Below are 21,267 nucleotides of genomic sequence, written 5' to 3'. Positions count from 1 at the left end.
TGTGCCGGTTGTAGCCCTTGTGGGATTCTGGCCTTATAGGGGAGCCGGGCCGGGCTGTCGACAAAGCAGGTGGCGGGCGGCAGGATGAGCGTCATAGTGGCGCCGCAAAGGTCTCGTTTCGGTCGGCCTGCCGGCCGACCGGCGACAGGAGCAAGGTAATGCCGTCAACCGAACTGCTTGTCGCCTTTTTCGCCACCACGGCGATCTTCGCCTATATCCCCGGTCCGGCGATGCTCTATGCCGCCGCGCAAACCATGGCGCGCGGCCGCTGGTCCGGCCTGATGGCGGCGCTCGGCATCCATCTCGGCGGCTATGTCCATGTCTTCGCCGCCGCTGTCGGCCTGTCGGTGCTTTTCCATGCCGTGCCGGTGCTTTACATGGCGGTCAAGCTGGTCGGTGCACTGTATCTGATCTGGCTCGGTGTTTCGCTGTTTCGCGCCAAGGCCCAAGGCGATGCGGTTTTGCCGGGAATTCAGCCGAAATCCGCCCGCCGCGCCTTTTTCGAGAGCGTTGCCGTCGAGGTGCTCAATCCCAAGACGGCGATTTTCTTCATGGCGTTCCTGCCGCAATTCATCGATGCCTCGGCAGGGCTTCCGGTCTGGCTGCAGTTCGTCGTGCTTGGAACGATCGTCAATTTGATGTTCTCGTCGGCCGACATTGTTTGCGTGATGCTGGCCGGCGCGGTGACCGCCAGGCTGCGGCGCTCGAGCCGGGCGCAACGACTGATGCGGCGCGCCGGCGGTGCGGTGCTCGTCGGGCTGGGCGTGCATGTCGCGTTGCAGAAAAGCTGACGCACCGTCGCGCTGCGGCGATCGGTCGAAGGCCTGCCGTTGCGTTGGCTGGAATTGCGGTATATCGGCATCGCCATGAACGGCCGGCCCTGCCAATCGAATTTCCCTGTCACTGAAATCGGCTCTCCCGCGCGTTGACATGATCAAGCTGCCTTCACCCGAACCTCTTCACCGCGCCATCTCGCGCTTCGGCAGCGCCACCGTGCTGGTGGTCGGCGATTTCATCCTCGACCGTTTCGTCAATGGCGTAATCGAGCGCATTTCGCCGGAAGCGCCGATCCCCGTGCTGCACGGGCGCGGCGAAACGCTGGCGATGGGTGGCGCCGGCAATGTCGTCGCCAATATCGTTTCGCTCGGCGCCGCCGCCATACCGGTCTCAGTGATCGGTGCTGACGAGGCCGGCAAGAACCTCATGCGCATGCTCGACGAGTTTGGCGTCGACACCGGCGGGCTGGCGCAGGATGCCGATCGCATGACGTCGTCGAAAAGCCGCTTCAGCGCGCTCAACCAGCAGGTGCTGCGTTTCGACGAAGAGGAAATCAAGCCGCTGGGCGATGCCGAGCGGGCGATGATGGTCGGGCATTTCCGCGACGCGCTGGTCGGCGCCGACATCGTCATCCTGTCCGACTATGGCAAGGGCGTGCTGCTCGACGGCGTCGCCGGCGAGCTGATCTCGATCTGTCGGGAAGCGGGCAAGCCGGTGCTGGTCGATCCGAAGGGCAGCGACTATGCGCGTTATGCCGGCGCGACGGCAATCACGCCCAACCGTAAGGAGCTCGGCGAGGCGGTCGGCCGCGCGGTGTTCGCCGACGACGAGATCGAGGCGGCGGCGCGCCAGCTGATTGCGGCGCACGGTTTCGATTTCGTCGTCGCGACGCGCAGCGAAAAGGGCATGAGCGTCATCGGTGCGGACGACGCCCGGCATATCGCCACGCAGGCGCGCGAAGTGTTCGACGTTTCAGGCGCCGGCGACACGGTGATCGCGACGTTTGCACTGGCGCTTGCTGCAGGGGCGGATCGCGTCATGGCCGGATCGATCGCCAACGCCGCCGGCGGCGTTGTCGTCGGCAAGCGCGGCACGGCGCGGCTGACGATCGAGGAACTCACCGGCGCGCTGTTTCGCTCGCATGGTCCGGTTGCCCACAAGGATGCCATCCTCGATGCCGCCGCCGCCGCGCGGCTGGTGGCGGGCTGGAAGGACGAGGGCTTGAGCGTGGGCTTCACCAATGGCTGTTTCGATATCCTGCATGCCGGCCATGTCAGTCTGTTGCACGCGGCGCGCAGCCTGTGCGACCGGCTGGTGCTCGGCCTCAACAGCGATGCCTCGGTGCGCCGGCTGAAAGGGCCGGGGCGCCCGGTCAACGACCAGCATGACCGGGCCTGCGTGCTGGCAGCACTTGCCTCCGTCGACGCCGTCGTCATCTTCGAGGAGGATACGCCGCTTTCGCTGATCGAGGCGCTGAGCCCCGACATACTGGTCAAGGGCGCCGACTATACGGTCGATCAGGTGGTTGGCGCCGATGTCGTGCAGAAGGCCGGCGGGCGCGTCGTGCTGGTCGACCTCGTCGCCGGCAAGAGCACCACCGGCACCATTGGCAGATTACGCGCCGGAAACTGAGGATTTCATGTCCGAACTGAACGATTACCTGGCCCGCTCGGCGGCCGCCATTTCGGCGATGGTCGAGCGCGACCTGACCAGCGAGATGGAGCGGGCGGTCAGCGCCGTCGTCGCCGCGCTTTCGCAGGGCAAGGCGTTGCTGATCGCCGGCAATGGCGGCTCGGCCAGCGATGCCATCCACATTGCCGGCGAGCTGGTCGGCCGCTTCCTCAGGGAGCGCAAGGCCTACAACGTCATCGCGCTGCCCGCCAATGCGGCGGTGCTGACAGCCTGGGGGAACGACTACGGCTTCGACACGGTGTTTGCGCGCCAGGTCGAGGCGCATGGCTCGGCGGGCGCCGTGCTGCTCGCCATCTCGACCAGCGGCAATTCGCCAAGCATTCTCGCCGCCGCCCAGCAGGCGCGCATGATGGGCATGACGGTCATCAGCCTGACCGGCGACACCGGCGGCAAGCTGAAGCCGCTATCCGACATCCTGCTCAACGTACCCTCGACCTCGACGCCGATCATCCAGCAGGGGCATTTGTGCCTCTACCACCATCTCTGCGAAATGGTCGAAACGCGCCTCTGCGACGCGGGGTGATTGGGTATTCGATTAGGCGCCAGCGCTGAAGCTGCCGATCTCCCCCCTTGTGGGGGAGATGCCCGGCAGGGCAGAGGGGGGCGCTGTCCCGCCGACCTGTCGATGGATTTTCAATCATGCCCTCAGACATGTTATCGGCTGGTCGCAGGTGAACGAGGTTGGCGTTCCTTCACGCCCGCTCTGTCCTGCCGGACATCTCCCCCACGAGGGGGGAGATTGGATGTAGCCTCGGTTTTCGCCAATCTTCAACGCTGAAGACAATTTTGTTCTTGCTTTGTGCCGGCAGCTATGCTATTAATTTGGGTATGGTGATGATTTCCACCAACGACCCGCCCGCCGAGGCGGGTTTTTTGTTTCCGGGTTTTTGTTTCGCAGGCGCTTTGCCTGGTCTCTCAAGCTGAAAGTGCCACCAGCCCTTTGTCCTTGACCCGGCGGATGGTCAGCGCGGTTCGCACCGTATCGACCGAGGCGCTTGGGTCAGAGCACAATTAGTTGGCTTCTGCCAATGTCGCGAAGTTTAGGATTTTTGCGTCATCCAGCGGCGAAAAAGCCGGCCATCTATGATGAGCAGGCTTGCAATGATCGATGTCATCCCCGCGAACTCGAACGGCTCCAGCCTTTCCCCGAGAAACACTGTGCCAAGCAGGATCGCGCTGGCAGGCACCAGAAGCGTCACGAGGGAAGCGTTTGTCGCTCCGGCCGAGGCGATCAGGTTGAAATAGAGGATGAATGCCAGCGCCGTCGTGAAGACCGCAAGAACAGCCACTGCCGCCCATATGGGGACGCTTGACGTCACGATCGCCGCCGGACTGTAGAGAAGGAAAACGATCGGGAACATGACTATGGTGGAGGCAGTGAGTTGGCCGGTCGCCACCACCGATGGCTTCATGTTCTTGAACCGCTTGGCGTAGACGACGCCGAAGCCGTATGAGATGGCCGCCCCGATCACGGCGAGCTTCGCCCAGGCAGGGCCACCAAGATTGGACAGCAGCCCGGGGCCGATCATGATGGCGGCTCCGGCGATTCCGAGCCCCACTCCCGCAAGCTTGGTTGCCGACAATTTCTCATCCGCCGTCAGCAGGTTTGCAATGAGGATCGTCCACAGAGGTGTTGTTGCGTAGAAGATAGAGGCAAGACCCGCACCAATCTCGGTTTGTCCTGTGAAGATCAGAGAGAACGGAATCACGTTGTTGAGCAAAGCCAGGCACAGGAAGGAGCCGGACCTCGCCAGTGCGGGAGCGAACGAAATGCCACATGTCCTCAGCCATAAATGCAGAACCAAGGCGGCGATCGACACCCGATAAAGGACAAGGGCCAGTGGCGGAATCTCGGCTACCGCGATACGCGCGAAGAAGAAGGTGCCGCCCCACAGAAAACCCAGAAGCAGCAACTGCCCCCAGTCGCTTGCCGACATTGAGCGTGTCGGTGCTGTCGTGCTCAACGCTTCGCCTGTCTAATTTCGGAGTGTAAGTGCAGACGATAATACGAATTAAACTGGCGATTATATTGGAAGTTTTGCCTGAATCGACGAGATTTATTAGAATATTAATATTGGAATTAATATTCTAAAGTGTTTTAGAATTCCTATTGTCGAATATCAAAGCTTCCGTTGCTGCGGTCCGGATCAGGCGTGGAACGCCACTAGCCCTTCATCCTTGACCCGGCGGATGGTCAGCGCGGTTCGCACCGTATCGACATTGGCTGCCGAGGCCAGTTCCTCGATGACAAAGGTCTGGAAGGTGCCGAGGTCGCTCGCCACGCAATGCAGCAGGAAGTCGGACTCGCCCGACACCATCCAGGCATCGCGCACGATCGGCCAGCCGCGGGTGCGCTCGGCGAAGGTCTTGAGCTCGGCGTCGGCCTGGTGATGCAGGCCGATCAGGCAGAAGGCGACGACGTCAAGGCCGAGCGCCGGCGCGTTGAGCAAGGCGCGGTAGCCGCGGATGATGCCGGCTTCTTCCAGCCGCCTGACGCGGCGCAGGCATGGCGGCGCCGAAATGCCGACGCGGCTCGACAGTTCGACATTGGTCATGCGCCCGTCCTGCTGAAGCTCGCGCAGGATCTTCCAGTCGATGGCATCGAGATCGGCCTTGATCGGCATGGCGGCTTCCGTGCGGGCTTCCGTGGTGACGCGAAAGAATCTTTCGCGACTTTGTAGTTAAACGACTTTGCTGTCTATTCCATCCGGTGGATCGAGGATTTTCGCATCATCTTGCTACCGGTTGCTTGTCGCCGTCGCCGGTGCGGAAGCTTTCCGGGGACGAACGGCAACTTGCCTTGCTGGCGTCGCAGGCAACACTTACATTACGCGCAACAATCGACGAGAGTTCATGCCACAATCCATGGCTGCTCCCCCGCAGAGGCTTTTCATGATCACCAAGCACGCGCCTGTTCTCATCATCGGCTCCGGCCCTGCCGGCTATACGGCGGCGATCTATGCCGCCCGCGCCATGCTCAAGCCAATGCTGGTCGCCGGCCTGCAGCAGGGCGGGCAACTGATGATCACCACCGATGTCGAAAACTATCCGGGCTTCGCCGACCCGATCCAGGGCCCATGGCTGATGAGCGAAATGCTCAAGCAGGCCGAGCATGTCGGCACCGACATCGTCAACGACATCATCACCGAGGTCGACCTCAATGTGCGGCCGTTCCGCGCCAAGGGCGATTCCGGTACGACCTATACCGCCGACGCGCTGATCATCGCCACCGGCGCGCAGGCGAAGTGGCTGGGCATCCCGAGCGAACACACCTTCATGGGCTTTGGCGTCTCGGCCTGCGCCACCTGCGACGGCTTCTTCTATCGGGGCAAGGATGTCGCGGTGATCGGCGGCGGCAATTCGGCGGTGGAGGAAGCGCTCTATCTCTCCAACCTGGCCAAGAGCGTCACCGTCATCCACAGGCGCAGCGATTTCCGCGCCGAGCGCATCCTGCGCGAGCGGCTGCTGCAGAAGGACAATGTCCGCGTCATCTGGGATACGGTCGTCGACGAGATCACCGGCCGGCCCGGCAAGGCGCCGATGCCGCCTTCGGTCGAAGGGCTGAAGCTGCGCAATGTGGTGACCGGGCAGGAGATGCATCTCGTGGTCGACGGCGTGTTTGTGGCGATCGGCCACGCACCGGCGGTCGAGCTGTTTGCCGGCAAGCTGAAGCAGAAGCCGAACGGTTATCTGTGGACGGCACCGGATTCGACCCGCACCGACATGCCGGGCGTGTTCGCCGCCGGCGACGTGACCGACGATATCTACCGCCAGGCGGTGACGGCGGCCGGGCTTGGCTGCATGGCCGCGCTCGAGGCGGAAAAATATTTGGCGGGGATCGAGGTTCACCGCGAAGCGGCGGAGTGATTGTTGAACAAGCGGCTGAGAAAAGCCGCGCAAAAGCCTGATTTTTCATTCAGACGCCAAAACAGGCGGACGCCAGAAAACAGGACGAGGGGAAATCATGGCGTTGGATTGGGACAAGCTACGCGTGTTTCACGCCGCAGCAGAAGCGGGGTCGTTCACCCATGCCGCGGAAACACTGCATTTGTCGCAATCGGCGATCTCGCGGCAGGTCAGCGCGCTCGAGCATGACGTCGGCGTGCCGCTGTTCAATCGCCACGCCCGCGGCCTGGTGCTGACCGAACAGGGCGAGATGCTGTTCCGCACGGCGCACGACGTGCTGATGAAGCTCGAAACCATCAAGTCGCGGCTGACCGAGACTAAGGACCGGCCCTCCGGCGTGCTCAGGGTGACGACCACGGTCGGCCTCGGCGCCGGCTGGCTGACCGAGCGCGTGCAGGAATTCATCGAGCTCTATCCTGAGGTCAGCCTGCAGCTTATCCTCGCCAATGAGGAGCTCGACCTCACAATGCGCCAGGCCGATTGCGCCATCCGGCTGCGCCAGCCGCAGCAGCCCGACCTCATCCAGCGCCGCCTGTTCACCGTGCATTTCCATCTCTACGCGGCGCCCTCCTATGTGAACAAATACGGCAAGCCGAATTCGATCGCCGAGCTGAAGGCCCATCGCATCGTCACCTTCGGCGTGCCGGTGCCGGCGCATCTGTCGGAACTGAACTGGCTGGAAACGGTCGGCGATTTCGAAGGCGGGCAAAGGGTGCCGACGCTGCAGATCAACGACATCCTGTCGATCAAACGGGCGGTGCAGGGCGGCGCCGGCATCGCCATGCTGCCGGATTACGTGGTCAGCAAGGATTCCGGGCTGGTGCAGTTGCTGCCCGAGACCGAGGTGCCGTCCTTCGACACCTATTTCGCCTATCCCGACGCGATGAAGAACCAGGCGAAGCTGCATGTCTTCCGCGATTTCATCATCGCCAAGGCGCGCAGCTGGTCGTTTTAGTTTCTAGTGCAGCTCGTCGACTTTTCCGAGCAGCGCCGGCGATTGGCGAAAGCTTCGGTGAAAGCGTCATTCTCCCCGTATAGTGACGGGGAGAAGGGGGCCGTATCGCCGGTTTCGCTAATTGTCGGCGTCCAGAAATTACCCGCGCCAAGGCGTCAGGCGGGGCAGCCAACCGGGCACGGCGCAGCGGTAGGCTTCGTATTCGGCGCCGTAGCGGCGGGCAAGCGTCGGTTCCTCATATAGTTTCACGAAGGAGATCAGGGCGGCCGCGGCGATGACTAGATAGGCGGCGACCGCCCAGCTCGAAAACAGCAGTGCCTGGCCGAGGATGATCGACAGCACAGCGACATACATCGGGTTGCGCACATGGCGGTAGATGCCGCCGACCACCAGCCTTTCGGTCGGCGCGACCGGGGCTGGCGTACCCAGGCCCTCCAGGGCAAAACGGGCAAAGGCGTGCAGCAGTATGGCTGTGCCGGCGATAACCAGCAGCCAGCCCACAAGAACGAAACCGGGCAGTCTCGACCAGGGCAGGCGATAGCGGTCGGTCAGCAGCCAAGGCAGCAGTCCGGCGACCACGCCGGGCGCTACAGCAAGGAAGATGACGCTGCCGGCGATCGCCGAAGCGGGCCGCATGGAGGTCTCCTTACCTAGAGCCTGTTCCATCCCGATGAAATCGGGATGGGCTCTATCTTCCTGTTCGACCGGGATCATGCTCTAAGGCGCGCCCTTGAACGGTTTCCTGCAACGCTCCTCAGGTCTTGTCCTTATTCATGCATCACAAACCGCTGCACCCTCGGGTCAAGTCCGAGGCGGGATTTTAGGCAACATGCACCAGCAAGGTCTGGCTGCCGAAAAAACAAACGCGTGCTGCACGATTCCACGTCATCCTGCGTTTTTCGACTTTCGGAGCAAGAATCGCTGCCGATTCGCGGCTGCAGATCGATTTTTGCCTTGCCGCACGCCGCATTTCAGCGATTCAACTGGTCCTATTGCGCTTCGGGACGGATTAGACCACAGCCGGCGCCTTTTTGCATGTGTGTGTTGCAAAATAGATGCTTGTTTCTTGGGCATGAAGAGCACATATATAGATCATCTCCTGAGCGCGTTCTCCTCCCATTAGCGCTCTCGAGTGTTCCCCTCTGGAGGTTAGCCTTAACAGGCACTTCCAATCAAACTCAGCCGGGTCTTCATTGATCCGGCTTTTTTGTTGCCCGAAACCAACACATCGCCAGAAAATTGGCCGGAACGGTCGCGTAACAGTGACATGTAACCTCGGGTAACATGCCGCGGGCGCGCCAAATCGATTAAGCAGAACATAGGACGCGGTGTGGCTCGTCCGGGGGATGGGGGCATCACTCGGACGACCGGGCTCAGGCAGCTACCGCGTCCGAACCTTCTTCCGCCGCCACGCATCGGCGGCAAGCATGCGGCGGACCTGCCGTTTCGCCTCCCACGAAGACGGTCCGCAACGAAACGGCGCCCGGATGATCCGGGCGCCGTTTCCTTGTGTGCTTCCTTGTGTTCTGGCCGCAAGCTGCCGTTTCAGGCGGCCTTGCCGTTGGCGTTCAGCGCTTCGTCGGCCAGCCGGCCGGTGAGTTCGGCCATGTGGTCGAAGACGGCCCGGTAGCTGGCGACACCCGCAGTGGCCGAGCGCAGCTCGATGATGAGGTCGCCGATCTCGGCCTGCGGCATGGTCGCCTCAACAACGTCCCATCCGGGCCAATCAGGCCGCGCGTCATAGCCGAGGATCTGGCCGCGCCGCTGCGGGATCAGTGCGATGATCTTCGACGTCGCGTCGGACGGCGTGACGATCTCGACCTTCATCACCGGTTCGAGCAGCACCGGCGAGCACGCGGCCATGCCTTCCTTCATCGCCAGCTTCGCCGCCATCTGGAAGGCCATATCGGAGGAATCGACCGCATGGTAGGAGCCGTCGGAAAGGTTGACGGCAACATCGACGACCGGGAAGCCGAGCGGCCCGGATTTCAGGTAATCGCGCACGCCGGTCTCGACCGACTGGATGTAGGTCTTCGGCACGACGCCGCCGGTGATCGTATCGGTGAACTGGAAGCCTGACCCGCGCGGCAGCGGTTTGATCTCGATCACCACGTCGCCGAACTGGCCGTGGCCACCCGATTGTTTCTTGTGGCGGCCCCGCTGCTGCGTCGCTTTGCGGATCGTCTCGCGGTAGGGCACGGCCGGCACATGGCCTTCGACCGGGATCTGGTTCTTGCCTTCCAGCCGCTCGCGCACGACGCGCAGATGCATCTCGCCATGGCCGGACAGCACGGTTTCGGCCGAATCCTGGTTGTGATGCAGGTTGAGCGAGGGATCTTCCTCGGCCAGGCGCTGGATGGCCGCCGACATCTTGACCTCGTCCTTGCGCTCTTTCGGCCGCAGCGCGAAGGCGAAGACCGGTTGCGGCGGCGCCAGCGTGACCAGCGGCTTGATGCCGCCCTTGGTCGAGCTCAGCGTCTGGCCGGTCCTGACGGCGTCGAGCTTGCCGAGCGCGACCGTGTCGCCGGCCTTGGCCGAAGTCAGCTTGATCTGGTCCTTGCCGAGCATCTTGTAGATGCCGGAGACCTTTGCCGTTTCGCCATTGGAAAGGAACAGCTCGGCGGCGTCGGCGACCTGGCCGGACAGGATGCGCGACACCGATAGCTTGCCGCCATGCGCGGTGTGGACGGTCTTCATCACCTGGACCACGGTGGCGTTGCCATCGGGCGCGCCGAGACGCCGGCGCGTCGCCTCGATGTCGGGTGCGTCGTGACGGATTGTCTTCAACAGGCGCAGCACGCCATTGCCCTTCTCGGCGGTGCCGATCAGCACCGGCGTCACTATGCCGTCGCGCAGGTCGGCGGCAAGATCGTCGAAGATGGCATCCTTTGGCGGTTCGATCTCGTCCAGCAATTGCTCCATCAGCCGGTCGTCATGGTCGGCGAGCGTCTCCAGCATGGAAAAGCGCGCCTCGAGCTCGCGCGCCTTGTCGTCGCTCGGGATCTGCGCGACCTCGCTCTCGGCATATTCGCGGTAGATGTAGGCTCGCTCCAGAGCAAGATCGATCGAGCCGATGACGACGCCGTCCTTGCGCAGCGGGATCTGGCGCAGCAGCAGAGGCACCGAGCTTGCAGGCTGGAGCATCTTCAGCGTGTCGCGCACGCCTGCTATCGCCTTGTCGACCTTGTTCAGGAACAGGATGCGCGGCACGCCGAGATCATCGAGCTTGCGCATGATCAGCTGCAGGGCAGGAATCTTCTTCTCGTCGGCTTCGGCGACGACCACGGCGACGTCGCAGGCGGCCAGCACCGGCTCGGCTTCGAAGGAGAATTCGATGGAACCGGGACAATCGACGAAGGTGAACGGCTCGCCCATGAATTCGGTGGTAGCGAAGGTCGCCTCGACGCTCATCGCATGGGCACGCGCCTCGGGCGAATGATCGGAAACGGTATTTCCCGACGAAGCGGGATTCTGGCGGGGAATGGCGCCTGTACGGGCGAGTATGGCTTCGAGAAGTGTCGTCTTACCGCTTGCGAAGGGACCGACTATGGCAATGCATTTCGGTCCCGTGCGTCGTCCTCCGGCGCGAGTACCCATGGCTGACCTCCACTCAGGCGTTTCCCTGTGAGCGGCGGCCGGCCTGTCGGCCGTCGCGGGCGAGGCTTTTTTCAATTTGCCACCTACCCAAAGGGCATCGTCCCACGGGCAGGCCGGGAGGGCAAGGGATTTGAAGTTGAAGGGATTTGAAGTTGACGTTCGGGTTCAGCCGGTGCCGGCTAGGCGCGACGCCAGCGGGGTTGCGTCCACGCGCTGCACTGCCACCGTCTCGGCAAAGCGCGCGAGCAGCGGATTGAACAGGTCCGCACGTTCCCAGAAAGGCGCATGCCCGGCGCCGGGGACGATTTGGCAATGCTCCCACAGCGAGCCGTAGGCGAGCGTCTCAAAATAGCCGAGCCGGACGAACGGATCGTTCTCGCCATTGACTATGGCGACCGGAAATGCGGCTTGCTCGACCACCTGTCGCTGGTCGGCGCCCTTGCCTGTGAGCATGCCGCGCGTCACCGCGGCGCGCAGCCGGCCGTCGGTGCGCAGGATGGTTTTGCGGAAGGACGGGTCGGCGGTGTCGCCGAAGCAGAGCGTTTCGAAGCGCTCGGCATCGCGTTCGGAATACGTCTTTTTGGACGCCAGCAGCATGTCCCAATGCGCATGGAAGCCGCGCAGCATGCCGAAAGGGCCCTTGGATACCGGCGGCGCGCCGGTTAGCATCAGCCCGCCGACGGCGCGGTGGAAACTCGCGAGCTCGATTGCCACGTGCCCGCCAAGCGACCAGCCGAAGACGACGGCGCGGCCGATCCCCAAGGCATCGAGGAGCTGAGCCGCCGACTGGGCAAGGCCGGCGATGGTGTAGTCCGTCGCCGGATCGCGGGCGTCAGACGATTCGCCATGGCCGGGCAGGTCGAAAGCAATCAATCGATGGGCAGCGGCCAACGGGCTGTCGAACTGGCGGGCGAATACGGCGCGCGAACTGCCCGAGCCGTGGATCAGGACAAGCGGGATGCCTGGTCCCGACGACTGGCTGAGGCGCAAATCCGCTTGCGGCGTGCGGATCGTGCGGTGGGAAACGGCCATAGCTGGTTGGACCTTCGGATTGTCTCGAGGTCAACATCGCATGCCGAGGTCACCATGTTGTTTAGAACGGTGGTTAAGAAATGATTTCTCGGTTTCTGCCGAGTATGATGCAGCGAATCCACCACAGCTAACCCCGGGACCCTGATGATGGAATCCACACTCGACCTTCTCCTCTCGATCAGCAGCATCGCCACGCTCGGCCAATATGCCTGGTCGATGCGCGCGCATTTCCAGTCATCGAGCATGTCTCAAGGCGCCATGATCATTTCGGCCGTCGTGGTCGGCACGGCGCTGTTCTTTCTTGCACTGCTGTGGATCGAGCGGCAGCCGGTTGCAGCGAAGATCGTCGGGCTCGCCATCGAACTGGCAAGCTCGGCGCTTTTCTGGTGGGCGATCTCGGTCTCACGCAAGGCGCGGCTGCGTTTCGCGTTCGATCCGGACAATCCCGACAGCCTGGTGACCGAAGGCCCTTATCTCCATGTCCGCCATCCGTTCTACACGTCCTACATCATCTTCTGGATCGGATGGGGCATCGCGACCTGGTCGGTGTGGGCGGTGGTGCCGGTCGCCGGCATCGTTACGATCTATGTGATCGCGGCCTTGGACGAAGAGCGAAAATTTTCGCGGACAAGGCTGGCCGATGCCTACAACGCCTACCGCACGCGCACCGGCCTGTTCTGGCCTCGCCTTGCCCGTAGCCGGGCAGGACATGCAGCCGGCATCGGACGAAAGTGGTAGGGTCTAAGTCCGCACCGAGGAATCAAATCGAGGATTGCGACGATGAAGATCATTGCCTGCGGCAGCGTGCCGACGATCGTTGCGCCGGAGACATATTTCACCGGCCGGGTTTTGCAGACGCCGATCATCGAGAAAGAGGCGCCGGCGCGGCTCAGGGCCACGCTGGTCAGCTTCGAGCCCGGCGCCCGCACCCACTGGCACACGCATCCGCTCGGCCAGACGCTCTATGTCACGTCCGGTGCCGGCCTCGCGCAAAGCTGGGGCGGGCCGATCCAGGAGATCAGGGCCGGCGACGTCGTCTCCTTTGCGGCCGGCGAAAAGCACTGGCACGGCGCCGCGGCCAAATCGGCGATGACCCACATCGCCATGCAGGAGGCGCTCGACGGCTTGCATGTCGACTGGCTGGAGAAGGTCAGCGACGAGCAGTATGGCGGCTGAAACGTCTCAGGCCAGCGAGGCAGTAAAGCGCTGGATGCGCGTGCAGGCCTCTTCGAGCAGTGTCTCCGATGTGGCGTAGGAGATGCGGAAGTTCGGGCCGAGGCCAAAGGCCGAGCCGAAAACAACCGCCACGCCCTCGGCCTCGAGCAGTTCCGAGCAGAAGGTTTCGTCGCTGTCGATCACCTTGCCGCTCTTGGTCTTCTTGCCGATCAGCTGGGCACAGGAGGGATAGACGTAGAAAGCACCCTCCGGCGACGGGCAGGTGATGCCGCGCGCCTGGTTGAGCATCGAGACGACGAGATCGCGCCGGCCCTGGAAGATCGCCTTGTTCTTCGGGATGAAATCCTGCGGGCCGTTCAGCGCTTCGACCGCCGCCCATTGGGCGATGGTGCAGGCGCCGGAGGTCTGCTGGCCCTGGATCATGTCCATCGCCTTGATCAGCGGCACCGGGCCTGCCGCATAGCCGATGCGCCAGCCGGTCATGGCATAGGCCTTCGACACGCCGTTCATGGTCAGCGTGCGCTCATAAAGCTTAGGCTCGACCTCGGCGATCGTCTTGAAGACGAAGTCGCCATAGGTCAGATGCTCGTACATGTCGTCGGTCAGCACCCAGACATGCGGGTGCTTCAACAGCACGTCGGCCAGGCTCTTGAGCTCCGCTTCGGTATAGGCGGCGCCCGAGGGGTTGGACGGCGAGTTCATCAACAGCCATTTGGTGCGCGGCGTGATCGCCTTCTCCAGCACGGCCGCCGTCAGCTTGAAGCCGTTGTCGATCGAGGTCTCGACAAAGGCCGAGGTGCCGCCGCAGATCGCTACCATTTCGGGATAGCTCACCCAATAGGGCCGCGGGATGATCACCTCGTCGCCGGGGTTCAGTGTCGCCATGAAGGCGTTGAACAGGATCTGCTTGCCGCCGGTGCCGACGATGGTCTGCTCCGTCCGGTAGTCGAGATTGTTCTCACGCTTGAACTTTTTCGCGATTGCTTCGCGCAGCGGCACGATGCCGGAGACCGGCGGGTACTTCGTCTCGCCGCGGCGGATCGCCTCGATTGCGGCGTTCTTGATGTTGTCGGGGGTGTCGAAGTCCGGTTCGCCGGCGCCCAGCCCGATCACGTCCCGGCCGGCGTTTTTCAGCTCGCGCGCTTTCTGCGTCACCGCGATGGTCGCGGAAGGCTTTACGCGGGAAAGGGCGTCGGCAAGAAAGGCCATGAGAGATATCTCCAGAAAGCACCGGCGCGGCGAAGGCGCCGCGGCGCCTCTCATGTCGCATCATCTGGTCAAGCGCAAGCCCCGGCGCAAGCCCAGCGCAGGCATTGTCGAATGAGCCAACGCGCAATGCTGGCAACAATAAATTCATCAACGATCGGTAAAAGCTTGAACGGCAGGACCGTGGCCGGTCTGCCAGTCTCGTACAGCGAGGAACCGTGACGCGCAGCATCGAGCTTGCCCATATCATCCGCCATGATGACGGCACCGCCAGCGGTGTCTGGGGGCTCTATACGCTGCAAAGCGCTTTCCAGCCGATCTTCGCCTTCAACAAGGGCAAGCTTTCCGTCGTCGCCTTCGAAGGGCTGATCCGGCCGTTCCGCGACGGCGAGCCGCAGCAGCCGATGAGTTTCTTCAACAGCTGTCCGGCGGTCGACCGCCTGCATATCGAGGCGCTGACACGGACGCTGCACCTTCTGAACGCCGGCGCCTGCCTGCCGCGAGACGCCTCGATCTTCATCAATTTCGATCCGTCGGTGTTCACCGACCGCGGCATCGCCGACAAGGCGCTGCGCGACATGCGGCTGGTGCTGCACGAGGCCGACATCGATCCGCGCCGCGTCGTCTGCGAGGTCACCGAGCAGAAATCGGCGTCGCAGGAAACGCTCTACAATTTCGTCGAGGCGCTCAGGGGCAACGGTTTGCGCATTGCAGTCGACGATTACGGCGCCGACGAATCCGACATCAATCGTATCAAGGAACTCAGACCCGACATCGTCAAGTTCGATGCCGACTGGATCATGACGCTGATGGAATCCGGTGCCGGCTTCGCCTTGCTGACCGCCATGGTGACCAGCTTCGAAGAGCAAGGCATCCGTACGGTATTCGAGGGCATCGAGACGGGCTGGCAGCTCGAGCTTGCCGAAAAGTCGGGCGCCTCGATGGTGCAGGGCTACGTGCTGGCGCGCCCTGAGCTCGCGCCGACCAGCTTCCGCGTCTTCGACACGAGCGGGCAGGCGGCCGCGGTGTCGGCCGATGCGGAGAAGGTGCCTGCGGCGGTTCCGCCATCGCGACGGCCGATGCGGCCCTTTGGCCGCAGGGTGGCATCGTGACCGGGCAAGCCGACATGCGGCGCAAGGTCGGAGAGGCGATCTTTGCCGACGAGGTCGGCATCGAATATGGCGTCTACGGCGCATTCCGGCTGAGGAGCGCCTACCAGCCGGTCTTCGCGTCGCGCGGCAGATTTCTCGCCGCCGTCGCGGTCGAGGGACTGATCGAGCCGCATCGTGCCGGCAGGCCGGTGGCGCCGCAAATGTTCTTCGAAGGCGTGCCGGCAGCGGATCGGCTATTTGTCGAAACCATATGTCGGGTGCTGCATTTGCGCAACTTCCGCAACATCGGCGTCGACGGGCTCGACCTGTTCTTCAACTACAATCCGCTGATCAACGATGACCCCGCACGGGCGCTGGCCGAAATCAGGCTGATGACCAGGCATCTGGCGGATTTCGGCCTGCATCCCGGCATGCTGGTCTGCGAGATCACCGAGCAGGCTGCCGGCGACAAGGTGCTTGTCAGCCTGGCGCGCGAGATGCGGCGCGACGGCGTCCGTATCGCCATCGACGATTTCGGCACCGGGCATTCGACGGAAGAAAGGGTCGCGCTGGTGCAGCCCGACATCGTCAAGATCGACGGCACCTGGTTCGCCGAATTCTGCCGCCATGCCGCCGCCGAGCGGTTTTTCCGGCCGTTGGTTTCGACGCTGCACGACCGTGGCGCCAAGGTGCTGGTCGAAGGCATCGAGAACGCCACGCATCTGCGCGTCGCGCTGGATGGCGGCGTCGACCTGCTGCAGGGTTTTTACCTCGCCCGACCGGCGCTGGCCGGCACGCTGTTCGACGAGGAGCCGCTGTCGATCGACGGGCTGCTTGGCAGGGATAGCAACGTCATTCCCTTGTTCGGCTAGGATATGTCGAGATTCAAGTGATGCCGGCCTGCGAACGGCGGTTTCCTGCGCTTCCGGTGCTCACGTACCCAAAGTCCGCTCCGCTCCGGTTCTCGGAACCCACCAGTCTGGTCGCTTCGCGCCCGTCTTCGACTCCGGCTCGGCCTGACTTGAATCTCGATATATCCTGAAATGCATCAGCGGCGCTGATGGTTACGCCAAAACAAATCACTGGATGAAGCCGCCGCTGCCGCGATAGAGGCTGGATCAAGCCCGGAGACGGGTGGTTGCGAGCAAGGGGGAGCACCGATGATACTCTATGGAATGATCGACAGCGGCAATTGCTACAAGCCGCGCCTGTTGATGGCCAAGCTCGGCATCGCTTTCACCAATGTCGAGGTCAGCTCGCATGCCGGCGACACGCGCAAGCCCGACTATGTCGCGAAAAACCCGAACGCCATGGTGCCGCTGCTCGAACTCGACGACGGCCGCCGGCTGGCCGAATCCAATGCCATCCTGCTCTACCTCGCCGAAGGCACGCGGTTCCTGCCGGCGGACAGATACGAACGCGCGCTGGCCTATCAGTGGCTGTTCTTCGAGCAATACAGCCACGAGCCTTATATCGCCGTGCGCAGAGCGCTGCTGACCTTCCCTGAAAGAGCCAAGGACGCGACGCCCGAGTGGCTGGCGCTGACGCTGGAGCGCGGCAACAAGGCGCTCGGCGTCATGGACAAGCACCTGGCCGGGAGCAGCTTCTTCGCCGGCAGTGCGCTCAGCGTCGCCGACATTGCGCTCTATGCCTATACGCATACGGCCGAGACGGGCGGCTTTCAGCTCGACGCCTATCCGGCGGTCGCTGCCTGGCTGCAACGGGTCGAGGCCGACCCGGGGCATGTGCCGCTGGAGTGGCTGCCTTAATTCTGTTCTCACGCTTATCGCCGCTTCGCGGCTCGCTCCGGACGTCGCGCTAGCGGCTTTCGGCCCGTGGCGTGAATGGACGCGCGGCTATTTCAGCAGGCGATCATATTCGGAATGGGTGCGTATCCAGAACCAGACCACGTCATCGTGGTCGCGAACAGCTACGGCGCGGTAATTGACATCAACCCGCGCCGACCAACAGCGCCCGACCTGTTTGAAATGCAACGACGGGTGGAACGGCTCAGAATTCAGTTTGGCGAAACGTCTGTTCGCCTTTGCTTTGATCAACGAGGGCAGTTTTGCGTAAGCCTCCCAAAACGAGGGAGTGGCAAAATGCTTCACAGAGGCCGAGTCCGGCCGGCCCGATGATCAGCCAAGGCCTGCTCGGCAAGCCTGTCCAGCCTGCCGGCCTTGGCATCGCCTTCAAACTGCTGGTCCCACATGTCGGCCTGCAGCGCCTCGAACCATGCGGCAAACGCCTTGAGCTCTTCGGGGCTTAGTTCGGCGACGGATTTCTCAATCTGTTCAAGCTTGCTCATGGGTTGATGGTACCATGACCGGGGTAAAAACACCACAAAGTGGTCCCATAGGACCAAGGCGGTGGTTCATCGGAATCCAGACAGCAAAAAGGCGGGACAAAATCCCGCCTTCCCATGCTTGGTAGCCTGATCGGGAGCGTTTTGGCCGGGCCGGCAGCAATCTGCTGCTTCGACTTGTCGGGGTCTTTCGCTCCGGCGCGCTTCTCGCGCGACCGCCAGTACATCCGTGACTTGCCGCGCGCCCCGGGCTATCGCCCGGCGCGCACCATTCGCAAAATCAGGCTGCCTTGCTCAGAGATCCAGCGGACGACTTGCCAGTGCGGCGGTCCTGCTCGATCTCGAAGTTGATCTTCTGGCCTTCGACCAGGGTCGACAGTCCAGCGCGCTCGACTGCGGAGATGTGAACGAAAACGTCCGCGCCGCCGCTGTCAGGCTGGATGAAGCCGAAACCCTTGGTGGAATTAAACCACTTGACCGTACCTGTTGCCATTTCGATAGTCCTTTACGTTTGCTTTAGTTTGACTGGACCGAAACCCAGCCGGTTTGTATCGAGATTTTGGAGATAGAACGTCAGCAAACGCGAATATCGCGAGGCCCGGATCGATCGGCCGAAATATCAATGGACGGCATATAATATGCTTTCGCGCAAAAAACAAGACGGGGCGGAAAATGGCGCCGCGGCAACGCTGCCCAACGGCCGCCCCAATCGCGTGAGAGCGTCGTCGCTGCGCGCCTGACCCGGGAGGATCGCGTCGGCTTCGGGCGCGACCGGGTTTTGGGGAGAGGGACATGAAAATCGTTCTGCTTGCCGCTTGCCTGACGCTGGTGGCCGCCGAGGCGCAGGCGGGCTCGCGCTACGACCCGACCCGCATGAGCTGCGGCAAGGTGCAGGCGACGATCGCGCGCGAGGGCGCGGTCATCCTGCGTTACAGATCGGCGCGCGTGCCGGGGCTGGCGCTCTACGACCGCTACGTGCGCAGCCAGCAATTCTGCGACATCGGCGAGGTCAGGGCGCGGGCCTCCGTGCCGAGTGCCGATACGAATTCGTGCACCGTCTATAAATGCAAGCGGGTGGAATTCGATCGGCGCTTCCGCCGGCGCCTGCTTCCGGACTAGGCTGGTCGAGATGGGTGCGCCGGGATACCGGCATCACCTGAATATCAGCACACCTAAAACCCGAACGACACCTGCGCCGGCGGCGGCGGACCGACGCGCACGCCTTCCATGGCCAGCATCTTTTCCTTGGTGGCCGAGCCGCCGGGCGCGGAAAATCCGCCGATCTTGCCGCCGGCGGCAAGGATACGGTGACAGGGGATGACCAGCGGCACCGGGTTGGCGCCGAGAGCCGCGCCCGTCTCACGCGCCAGCCCGGCATGGCCGGCGCGCTTGGCCAGTTCGCCATAGGTGGTGGTTTCGCCAAAGGCGAGCTTTCGCGCCGCGTCATAGATCGCCAGGCGGAACTCGTCGACGCCGCTGAGATCGACCGGCACGTTGGAGAAATCGATATCCTCGCCGGCGGCATAGGCCTTGATCGACGCGATCAGCTCGGCAACCCATTGCGGCTCGGGCTTCGCAGGCTGCTCGGCGGCGGTATGGCGCAGCAGCCGACGTTCGACTGCGTCGCGATTGCGCTGCGGCAGGCAGAGCCGGGTCAGTCCGGCATCGCTCCAGGCGATGCCCATGAAGCCGAGCACGGTTTCGAAGACCGCGTGGCCGGCGGTGGCATGAGAGGCGTCCATGGCGTGCTCCTTTCCGGAATCCTTCGAAGTACAAATCCAGAACAATATCGCATTTCGCGGCCCGGCTCGCCACCCGAAAACCGCCGGGTACCGCGGATTGCCCGGGGAAAGATGCTGGTGTAAGGACTTCTTAATACCCGACGAACCGGACCCGAGCGCCGCTTGCCAGCAAAATTCCTCTTTCCCGTCCTTGCGGCGGTGTTGGCCGTGGCCGCTCTCAGCGGTTGCACCTCTACTTCGCAGGTGACCCCGACGCCGGCCTTCACCGAAAATACGGCCAATACCGATGCCGGCTTTACGTTGGCGCTGCCCGACACGGTTTCGGTGCTGCCGGAGCCGTCCGGCGTCGCCCAGACAGCGGCGCTGCCGATCGAGCCGGCCGCCGCCTTTGCCGGGCCGACGCCGCTGGCGGCAACTGCCCCCGCCGTCATGACCGCCAATGCCCAGCCAGCCGCCGTGACGGCCGCTGTCGCCATGCCGGTCACCGAACAGACCGCGGCCATGCCCGGCGTTCAGCCGGTTTCCTACACGGTGCCGCAGAACCCGGCCGCTCTGGCCGCGACCGACCCCACTGAAGGCCAGTCGAACGCCGGCGGCCGCAGCGAGATCGAGCGGCTGATCGAGAAATATTCCGCGCTTTACCAGGTGCCGGTCGATCTGGTGCGCAGCGTCGTCAACCGCGAGAGCACCTTCAACCCGAAAGCCTACAATCACGGCCATTGGGGGCTGATGCAGATCAAGCACGCGACGGCGCGCGGCATGGGCTATGACGGGCCGGCGAGCGGCCTGTTCGACGCCGAGACCAATTTGAAATATGCGGTGAAATATCTGCGCGGCGCCTGGCTGGTCTCCGGCGGCAACCTCAAGCGCGCCGACCGGCTCTACCAGAGCGGCTATTATTACGACGCCAAGCGCAAGGGGATGCTGGGCGAAACCGGCCTCGGCAGCGATAGCCTGCGCCGCCGCATGCAGCCCGATGCCTGAGCCGCGCCCGCCGGCGCCAAACGACATCCGCCTGCGCAAGATTTTGGACGACACGCTTCTCGCTGCGCGCTGGCCGGAAGGTTTTTTCATGCGCGCCTTCGAAGCCGCCGATGCACTCGCTTTGCATACGCTGTTGACCGCGGTGTTCGACGACGGCGCAGACGGGCCGTTCGACGAATGGTGGCCGCGCATTTCGGCTGACGCGGAATTCGACCCAGCTTTGTGTTTCCTGGTCATCGACGGCAAGGGCCGGCTGGCGGGCGCGGCGCTCTGCTGGACGCGGGCTTTCGTCAAGGATCTTGCCGTCCATCCCGAGGCGCGCGGCAACGGCATTGCCGAGGCACTGATGCGGCACGCGTTTGCGGTGTTTCAGGCAAGGGGCGCTGCGCATGTCGATCTCAAGACCAATACAGTGGAGAACGCCGCCGCCGTCAGGCTCTATCAGCGGCTGGGGATGGTCGAGGTGGATTGGGCGGGGTGAGAGGTCGGGGGCTGAGCGGCTTCGGGTAAGTGCGTTGATATTCGAGCAGGCTGCGACGCTCGAAGGTAACGGCATGGATCCTAGGGTCTCCGCGACGTCGCTTCGCTCCTGCTCCGCCCTAGGATGACGAAGGGCACAGTGGCATAAAGGCCAATCGCGGGCGTTGGAGACTGGCTGGAAGCCTACCCGCGCTTCGTCATCCTAGGGCGGAGCGAACGCGAAGCGGGAGCGCAGACCCTAGGATCCATGCCGTGAGCATGGCTGTAGAGCGCAGCGACCCAAGGGACCTCATGTGATTTGACGCTGCAGCGCGCTGACCTACC

23 protein-coding genes are annotated in these 21,267 nt (G+C 63.2%); 13 read left to right on the top strand and 10 right to left on the bottom strand.

The annotated features are described in order from the left end of the window. The first annotated feature begins 158 nt into the window (after positions 1 to 158). From NKJ93_RS28415 to NKJ93_RS28405, 3 genes are all read left to right on the top strand, one after another. Positions 159 to 791 (top strand): LysE family translocator, encoded by a 633-nt coding sequence (locus tag NKJ93_RS28415; RefSeq protein ID WP_352592453.1) that lies wholly within the window; start codon positions 159 to 161, stop codon positions 789 to 791. A 139-nt stretch (positions 792 to 930) separates the two neighbouring features. Continuing rightward, complete coding sequence (gene rfaE1 / locus NKJ93_RS28410; RefSeq protein ID WP_352592450.1) at positions 931 to 2,409, top strand: D-glycero-beta-D-manno-heptose-7-phosphate kinase; 1,479 nt, start codon at positions 931 to 933, stop codon at positions 2,407 to 2,409. Between the two features lie 7 nt (positions 2,410 to 2,416). Next, entirely contained in the window at positions 2,417 to 2,992 is a 576-nt protein-coding gene (locus NKJ93_RS28405; RefSeq protein ID WP_023678348.1) for a D-sedoheptulose-7-phosphate isomerase, read from the top strand. Between the two features lie 517 nt (positions 2,993 to 3,509). Here NKJ93_RS28405 and NKJ93_RS28400 read toward each other — a convergent pair. Then, positions 3,510 to 4,406: a DMT family transporter gene (locus tag NKJ93_RS28400; RefSeq protein WP_352592447.1), complete on the bottom strand. Its 897-nt coding sequence runs from the start codon at positions 4,404 to 4,406 to the stop codon at positions 3,510 to 3,512. A 210-nt stretch (positions 4,407 to 4,616) separates the two neighbouring features. Beyond that, on the bottom strand, positions 4,617 to 5,093 hold the full coding sequence (locus NKJ93_RS28395; protein WP_352494920.1) for an Lrp/AsnC family transcriptional regulator: 477 nt from the start codon (positions 5,091 to 5,093) through the stop codon (positions 4,617 to 4,619). 268 nt (positions 5,094 to 5,361) lie between these two features. Between NKJ93_RS28395 and trxB the strand changes: the two genes are divergently transcribed. Next, positions 5,362 to 6,336 (top strand): thioredoxin-disulfide reductase, encoded by a 975-nt coding sequence (trxB, locus tag NKJ93_RS28390; protein ID WP_023719101.1) that lies wholly within the window; start codon positions 5,362 to 5,364, stop codon positions 6,334 to 6,336. Between the two features lie 97 nt (positions 6,337 to 6,433). Continuing rightward, on the top strand, positions 6,434 to 7,330 hold the full coding sequence (locus NKJ93_RS28385; protein ID WP_023719100.1) for a LysR family transcriptional regulator: 897 nt from the start codon (positions 6,434 to 6,436) through the stop codon (positions 7,328 to 7,330). Positions 7,331 to 7,468: 138 nt separating this feature from the next. Here the strand turns inward: NKJ93_RS28385 and NKJ93_RS28380 are convergent, their stop codons facing one another. From NKJ93_RS28380 to NKJ93_RS28370, 3 genes are all read right to left on the bottom strand, one after another. Beyond that, complete coding sequence (locus tag NKJ93_RS28380) at positions 7,469 to 7,966, bottom strand: methyltransferase family protein (protein ID WP_352592445.1); 498 nt, start codon at positions 7,964 to 7,966, stop codon at positions 7,469 to 7,471. A gap of 909 nt (positions 7,967 to 8,875) precedes the next feature. Continuing rightward, on the bottom strand, positions 8,876 to 10,927 hold the full coding sequence (locus NKJ93_RS28375) for an elongation factor G (RefSeq protein WP_352592442.1): 2,052 nt from the start codon (positions 10,925 to 10,927) through the stop codon (positions 8,876 to 8,878). Positions 10,928 to 11,092: 165 nt separating this feature from the next. Further along, positions 11,093 to 11,959, bottom strand: a complete 867-nt coding sequence (locus NKJ93_RS28370) for an alpha/beta fold hydrolase (RefSeq protein WP_023719380.1) — start codon at positions 11,957 to 11,959, stop codon at positions 11,093 to 11,095. Positions 11,960 to 12,103: 144 nt separating this feature from the next. Between NKJ93_RS28370 and NKJ93_RS28365 the strand changes: the two genes are divergently transcribed. Continuing rightward, positions 12,104 to 12,697, top strand: coding sequence for a methyltransferase family protein (locus NKJ93_RS28365; protein ID WP_245278596.1), 594 nt, complete (start codon positions 12,104 to 12,106; stop codon positions 12,695 to 12,697). A gap of 42 nt (positions 12,698 to 12,739) precedes the next feature. Continuing rightward, positions 12,740 to 13,135 carry a (R)-mandelonitrile lyase gene (locus tag NKJ93_RS28360; RefSeq protein ID WP_023719378.1) on the top strand — a complete coding sequence of 132 codons (396 nt, stop codon included), beginning with the start codon at positions 12,740 to 12,742 and terminating at the stop codon, positions 13,133 to 13,135. A 6-nt stretch (positions 13,136 to 13,141) separates the two neighbouring features. Here NKJ93_RS28360 and NKJ93_RS28355 read toward each other — a convergent pair whose 3' ends face one another. Next, complete coding sequence (locus tag NKJ93_RS28355; protein WP_023719377.1) at positions 13,142 to 14,344, bottom strand: pyridoxal phosphate-dependent aminotransferase; 1,203 nt, start codon at positions 14,342 to 14,344, stop codon at positions 13,142 to 13,144. Between the two features lie 215 nt (positions 14,345 to 14,559). On the opposite strand from NKJ93_RS28355, the gene NKJ93_RS28350 reads away from it, so the two are divergent. The 3 genes from NKJ93_RS28350 (at position 14,560) to NKJ93_RS28340 (ending at position 17,201) form a co-directional block, all read left to right on the top strand. Next, entirely contained in the window at positions 14,560 to 15,453 is an 894-nt protein-coding gene (locus NKJ93_RS28350; protein WP_023719375.1) for an EAL domain-containing protein, read from the top strand. Further along, the gene (locus NKJ93_RS28345; protein WP_023719374.1) at positions 15,450 to 16,304 is read left to right on the top strand and encodes an EAL domain-containing protein; all 855 of its coding nucleotides are present in this window, start codon (positions 15,450 to 15,452) and stop codon (positions 16,302 to 16,304) included. Before NKJ93_RS28350 ends, NKJ93_RS28345 begins: the two co-directional genes overlap by 4 nt. Positions 16,305 to 16,592: 288 nt before the next feature. Continuing rightward, positions 16,593 to 17,201, top strand: a complete 609-nt coding sequence (locus NKJ93_RS28340) for a glutathione S-transferase family protein (protein ID WP_352592439.1) — start codon at positions 16,593 to 16,595, stop codon at positions 17,199 to 17,201. A gap of 87 nt (positions 17,202 to 17,288) precedes the next feature. Here NKJ93_RS28340 and NKJ93_RS28335 read toward each other — a convergent pair whose 3' ends face one another. The 3 genes from NKJ93_RS28335 to NKJ93_RS28325 all read right to left on the bottom strand — a co-directional run bounded on the left by NKJ93_RS28335 (position 17,289) and on the right by NKJ93_RS28325 (position 18,230). Then, positions 17,289 to 17,543, bottom strand: coding sequence for a ParE family toxin-like protein (locus NKJ93_RS28335; protein WP_352592436.1), 255 nt, complete (start codon positions 17,541 to 17,543; stop codon positions 17,289 to 17,291). Next, positions 17,540 to 17,740 carry a hypothetical protein gene (locus tag NKJ93_RS28330; RefSeq protein ID WP_352495012.1) on the bottom strand — a complete coding sequence of 67 codons (201 nt, stop codon included), beginning with the start codon at positions 17,738 to 17,740 and terminating at the stop codon, positions 17,540 to 17,542. The genes NKJ93_RS28335 and NKJ93_RS28330 overlap by 4 nt, the downstream gene beginning before the upstream one ends. A gap of 277 nt (positions 17,741 to 18,017) precedes the next feature. Then, positions 18,018 to 18,230 carry a cold-shock protein gene (locus tag NKJ93_RS28325; protein WP_023678332.1) on the bottom strand — a complete coding sequence of 71 codons (213 nt, stop codon included), beginning with the start codon at positions 18,228 to 18,230 and terminating at the stop codon, positions 18,018 to 18,020. A 299-nt stretch (positions 18,231 to 18,529) separates the two neighbouring features. On the opposite strand from NKJ93_RS28325, the gene NKJ93_RS28320 reads away from it, so the two are divergent. Then, the gene (locus NKJ93_RS28320) at positions 18,530 to 18,856 is read left to right on the top strand and encodes a hypothetical protein (protein WP_023678330.1); all 327 of its coding nucleotides are present in this window, start codon (positions 18,530 to 18,532) and stop codon (positions 18,854 to 18,856) included. A 53-nt stretch (positions 18,857 to 18,909) separates the two neighbouring features. Here the strand turns inward: NKJ93_RS28320 and NKJ93_RS28315 are convergent, their stop codons facing one another. Next, on the bottom strand, positions 18,910 to 19,479 hold the full coding sequence (locus tag NKJ93_RS28315) for a methylated-DNA--[protein]-cysteine S-methyltransferase (protein WP_352592434.1): 570 nt from the start codon (positions 19,477 to 19,479) through the stop codon (positions 18,910 to 18,912). 162 nt (positions 19,480 to 19,641) lie between these two features. Here NKJ93_RS28315 and NKJ93_RS28310 point away from each other — a divergent pair, with 162 nt between their 5' ends. Next, positions 19,642 to 20,463: a transglycosylase SLT domain-containing protein gene (locus NKJ93_RS28310; RefSeq protein ID WP_352592432.1), complete on the top strand. Its 822-nt coding sequence runs from the start codon at positions 19,642 to 19,644 to the stop codon at positions 20,461 to 20,463. Beyond that, positions 20,456 to 20,944 carry a GNAT family N-acetyltransferase gene (locus tag NKJ93_RS28305; RefSeq protein ID WP_352592429.1) on the top strand — a complete coding sequence of 163 codons (489 nt, stop codon included), beginning with the start codon at positions 20,456 to 20,458 and terminating at the stop codon, positions 20,942 to 20,944. Before NKJ93_RS28310 ends, NKJ93_RS28305 begins: the two co-directional genes overlap by 8 nt. Positions 20,945 to 21,267 lie beyond the last annotated feature (323 nt).

Source organism: Mesorhizobium sp. M0028 (assembly GCF_040323855.1).
Classification (GTDB): Bacteria; Pseudomonadota; Alphaproteobacteria; order Rhizobiales; family Rhizobiaceae; genus Mesorhizobium.
This window is presented reverse-complemented; position numbering and strand designations above follow the sequence as displayed.

Coding starts and splice junctions, on each gene's coding strand:
- NKJ93_RS28415 (WP_352592453.1), top strand. CDS start 159: ATGCCGTCAACCGAACTGCTTGTCGCCTTTTTCGCCACCACGGCGATC.
- rfaE1 (WP_352592450.1), top strand. CDS start 931: ATGATCAAGCTGCCTTCACCCGAACCTCTTCACCGCGCCATCTCGCGC.
- NKJ93_RS28405 (WP_023678348.1), top strand. CDS start 2,417: ATGTCCGAACTGAACGATTACCTGGCCCGCTCGGCGGCCGCCATTTCG.
- NKJ93_RS28400 (WP_352592447.1), bottom strand. CDS start 4,406: ATGTCGGCAAGCGACTGGGGGCAGTTGCTGCTTCTGGGTTTTCTGTGG.
- NKJ93_RS28395 (WP_352494920.1), bottom strand. CDS start 5,093: ATGCCGATCAAGGCCGATCTCGATGCCATCGACTGGAAGATCCTGCGC.
- trxB (WP_023719101.1), top strand. CDS start 5,362: ATGATCACCAAGCACGCGCCTGTTCTCATCATCGGCTCCGGCCCTGCC.
- NKJ93_RS28385 (WP_023719100.1), top strand. CDS start 6,434: ATGGCGTTGGATTGGGACAAGCTACGCGTGTTTCACGCCGCAGCAGAA.
- NKJ93_RS28380 (WP_352592445.1), bottom strand. CDS start 7,966: ATGCGGCCCGCTTCGGCGATCGCCGGCAGCGTCATCTTCCTTGCTGTA.
- NKJ93_RS28375 (WP_352592442.1), bottom strand. CDS start 10,927: ATGGGTACTCGCGCCGGAGGACGACGCACGGGACCGAAATGCATTGCC.
- NKJ93_RS28370 (WP_023719380.1), bottom strand. CDS start 11,959: ATGGCCGTTTCCCACCGCACGATCCGCACGCCGCAAGCGGATTTGCGC.
- NKJ93_RS28365 (WP_245278596.1), top strand. CDS start 12,104: ATGATGGAATCCACACTCGACCTTCTCCTCTCGATCAGCAGCATCGCC.
- NKJ93_RS28360 (WP_023719378.1), top strand. CDS start 12,740: ATGAAGATCATTGCCTGCGGCAGCGTGCCGACGATCGTTGCGCCGGAG.
- NKJ93_RS28355 (WP_023719377.1), bottom strand. CDS start 14,344: ATGGCCTTTCTTGCCGACGCCCTTTCCCGCGTAAAGCCTTCCGCGACC.
- NKJ93_RS28340 (WP_352592439.1), top strand. CDS start 16,593: ATGATACTCTATGGAATGATCGACAGCGGCAATTGCTACAAGCCGCGC.
- NKJ93_RS28330 (WP_352495012.1), bottom strand. CDS start 17,740: ATGAGCAAGCTTGAACAGATTGAGAAATCCGTCGCCGAACTAAGCCCC.
- NKJ93_RS28325 (WP_023678332.1), bottom strand. CDS start 18,230: ATGGCAACAGGTACGGTCAAGTGGTTTAATTCCACCAAGGGTTTCGGC.
- NKJ93_RS28320 (WP_023678330.1), top strand. CDS start 18,530: ATGAAAATCGTTCTGCTTGCCGCTTGCCTGACGCTGGTGGCCGCCGAG.
- NKJ93_RS28315 (WP_352592434.1), bottom strand. CDS start 19,479: ATGGACGCCTCTCATGCCACCGCCGGCCACGCGGTCTTCGAAACCGTG.
- NKJ93_RS28305 (WP_352592429.1), top strand. CDS start 20,456: ATGCCTGAGCCGCGCCCGCCGGCGCCAAACGACATCCGCCTGCGCAAG.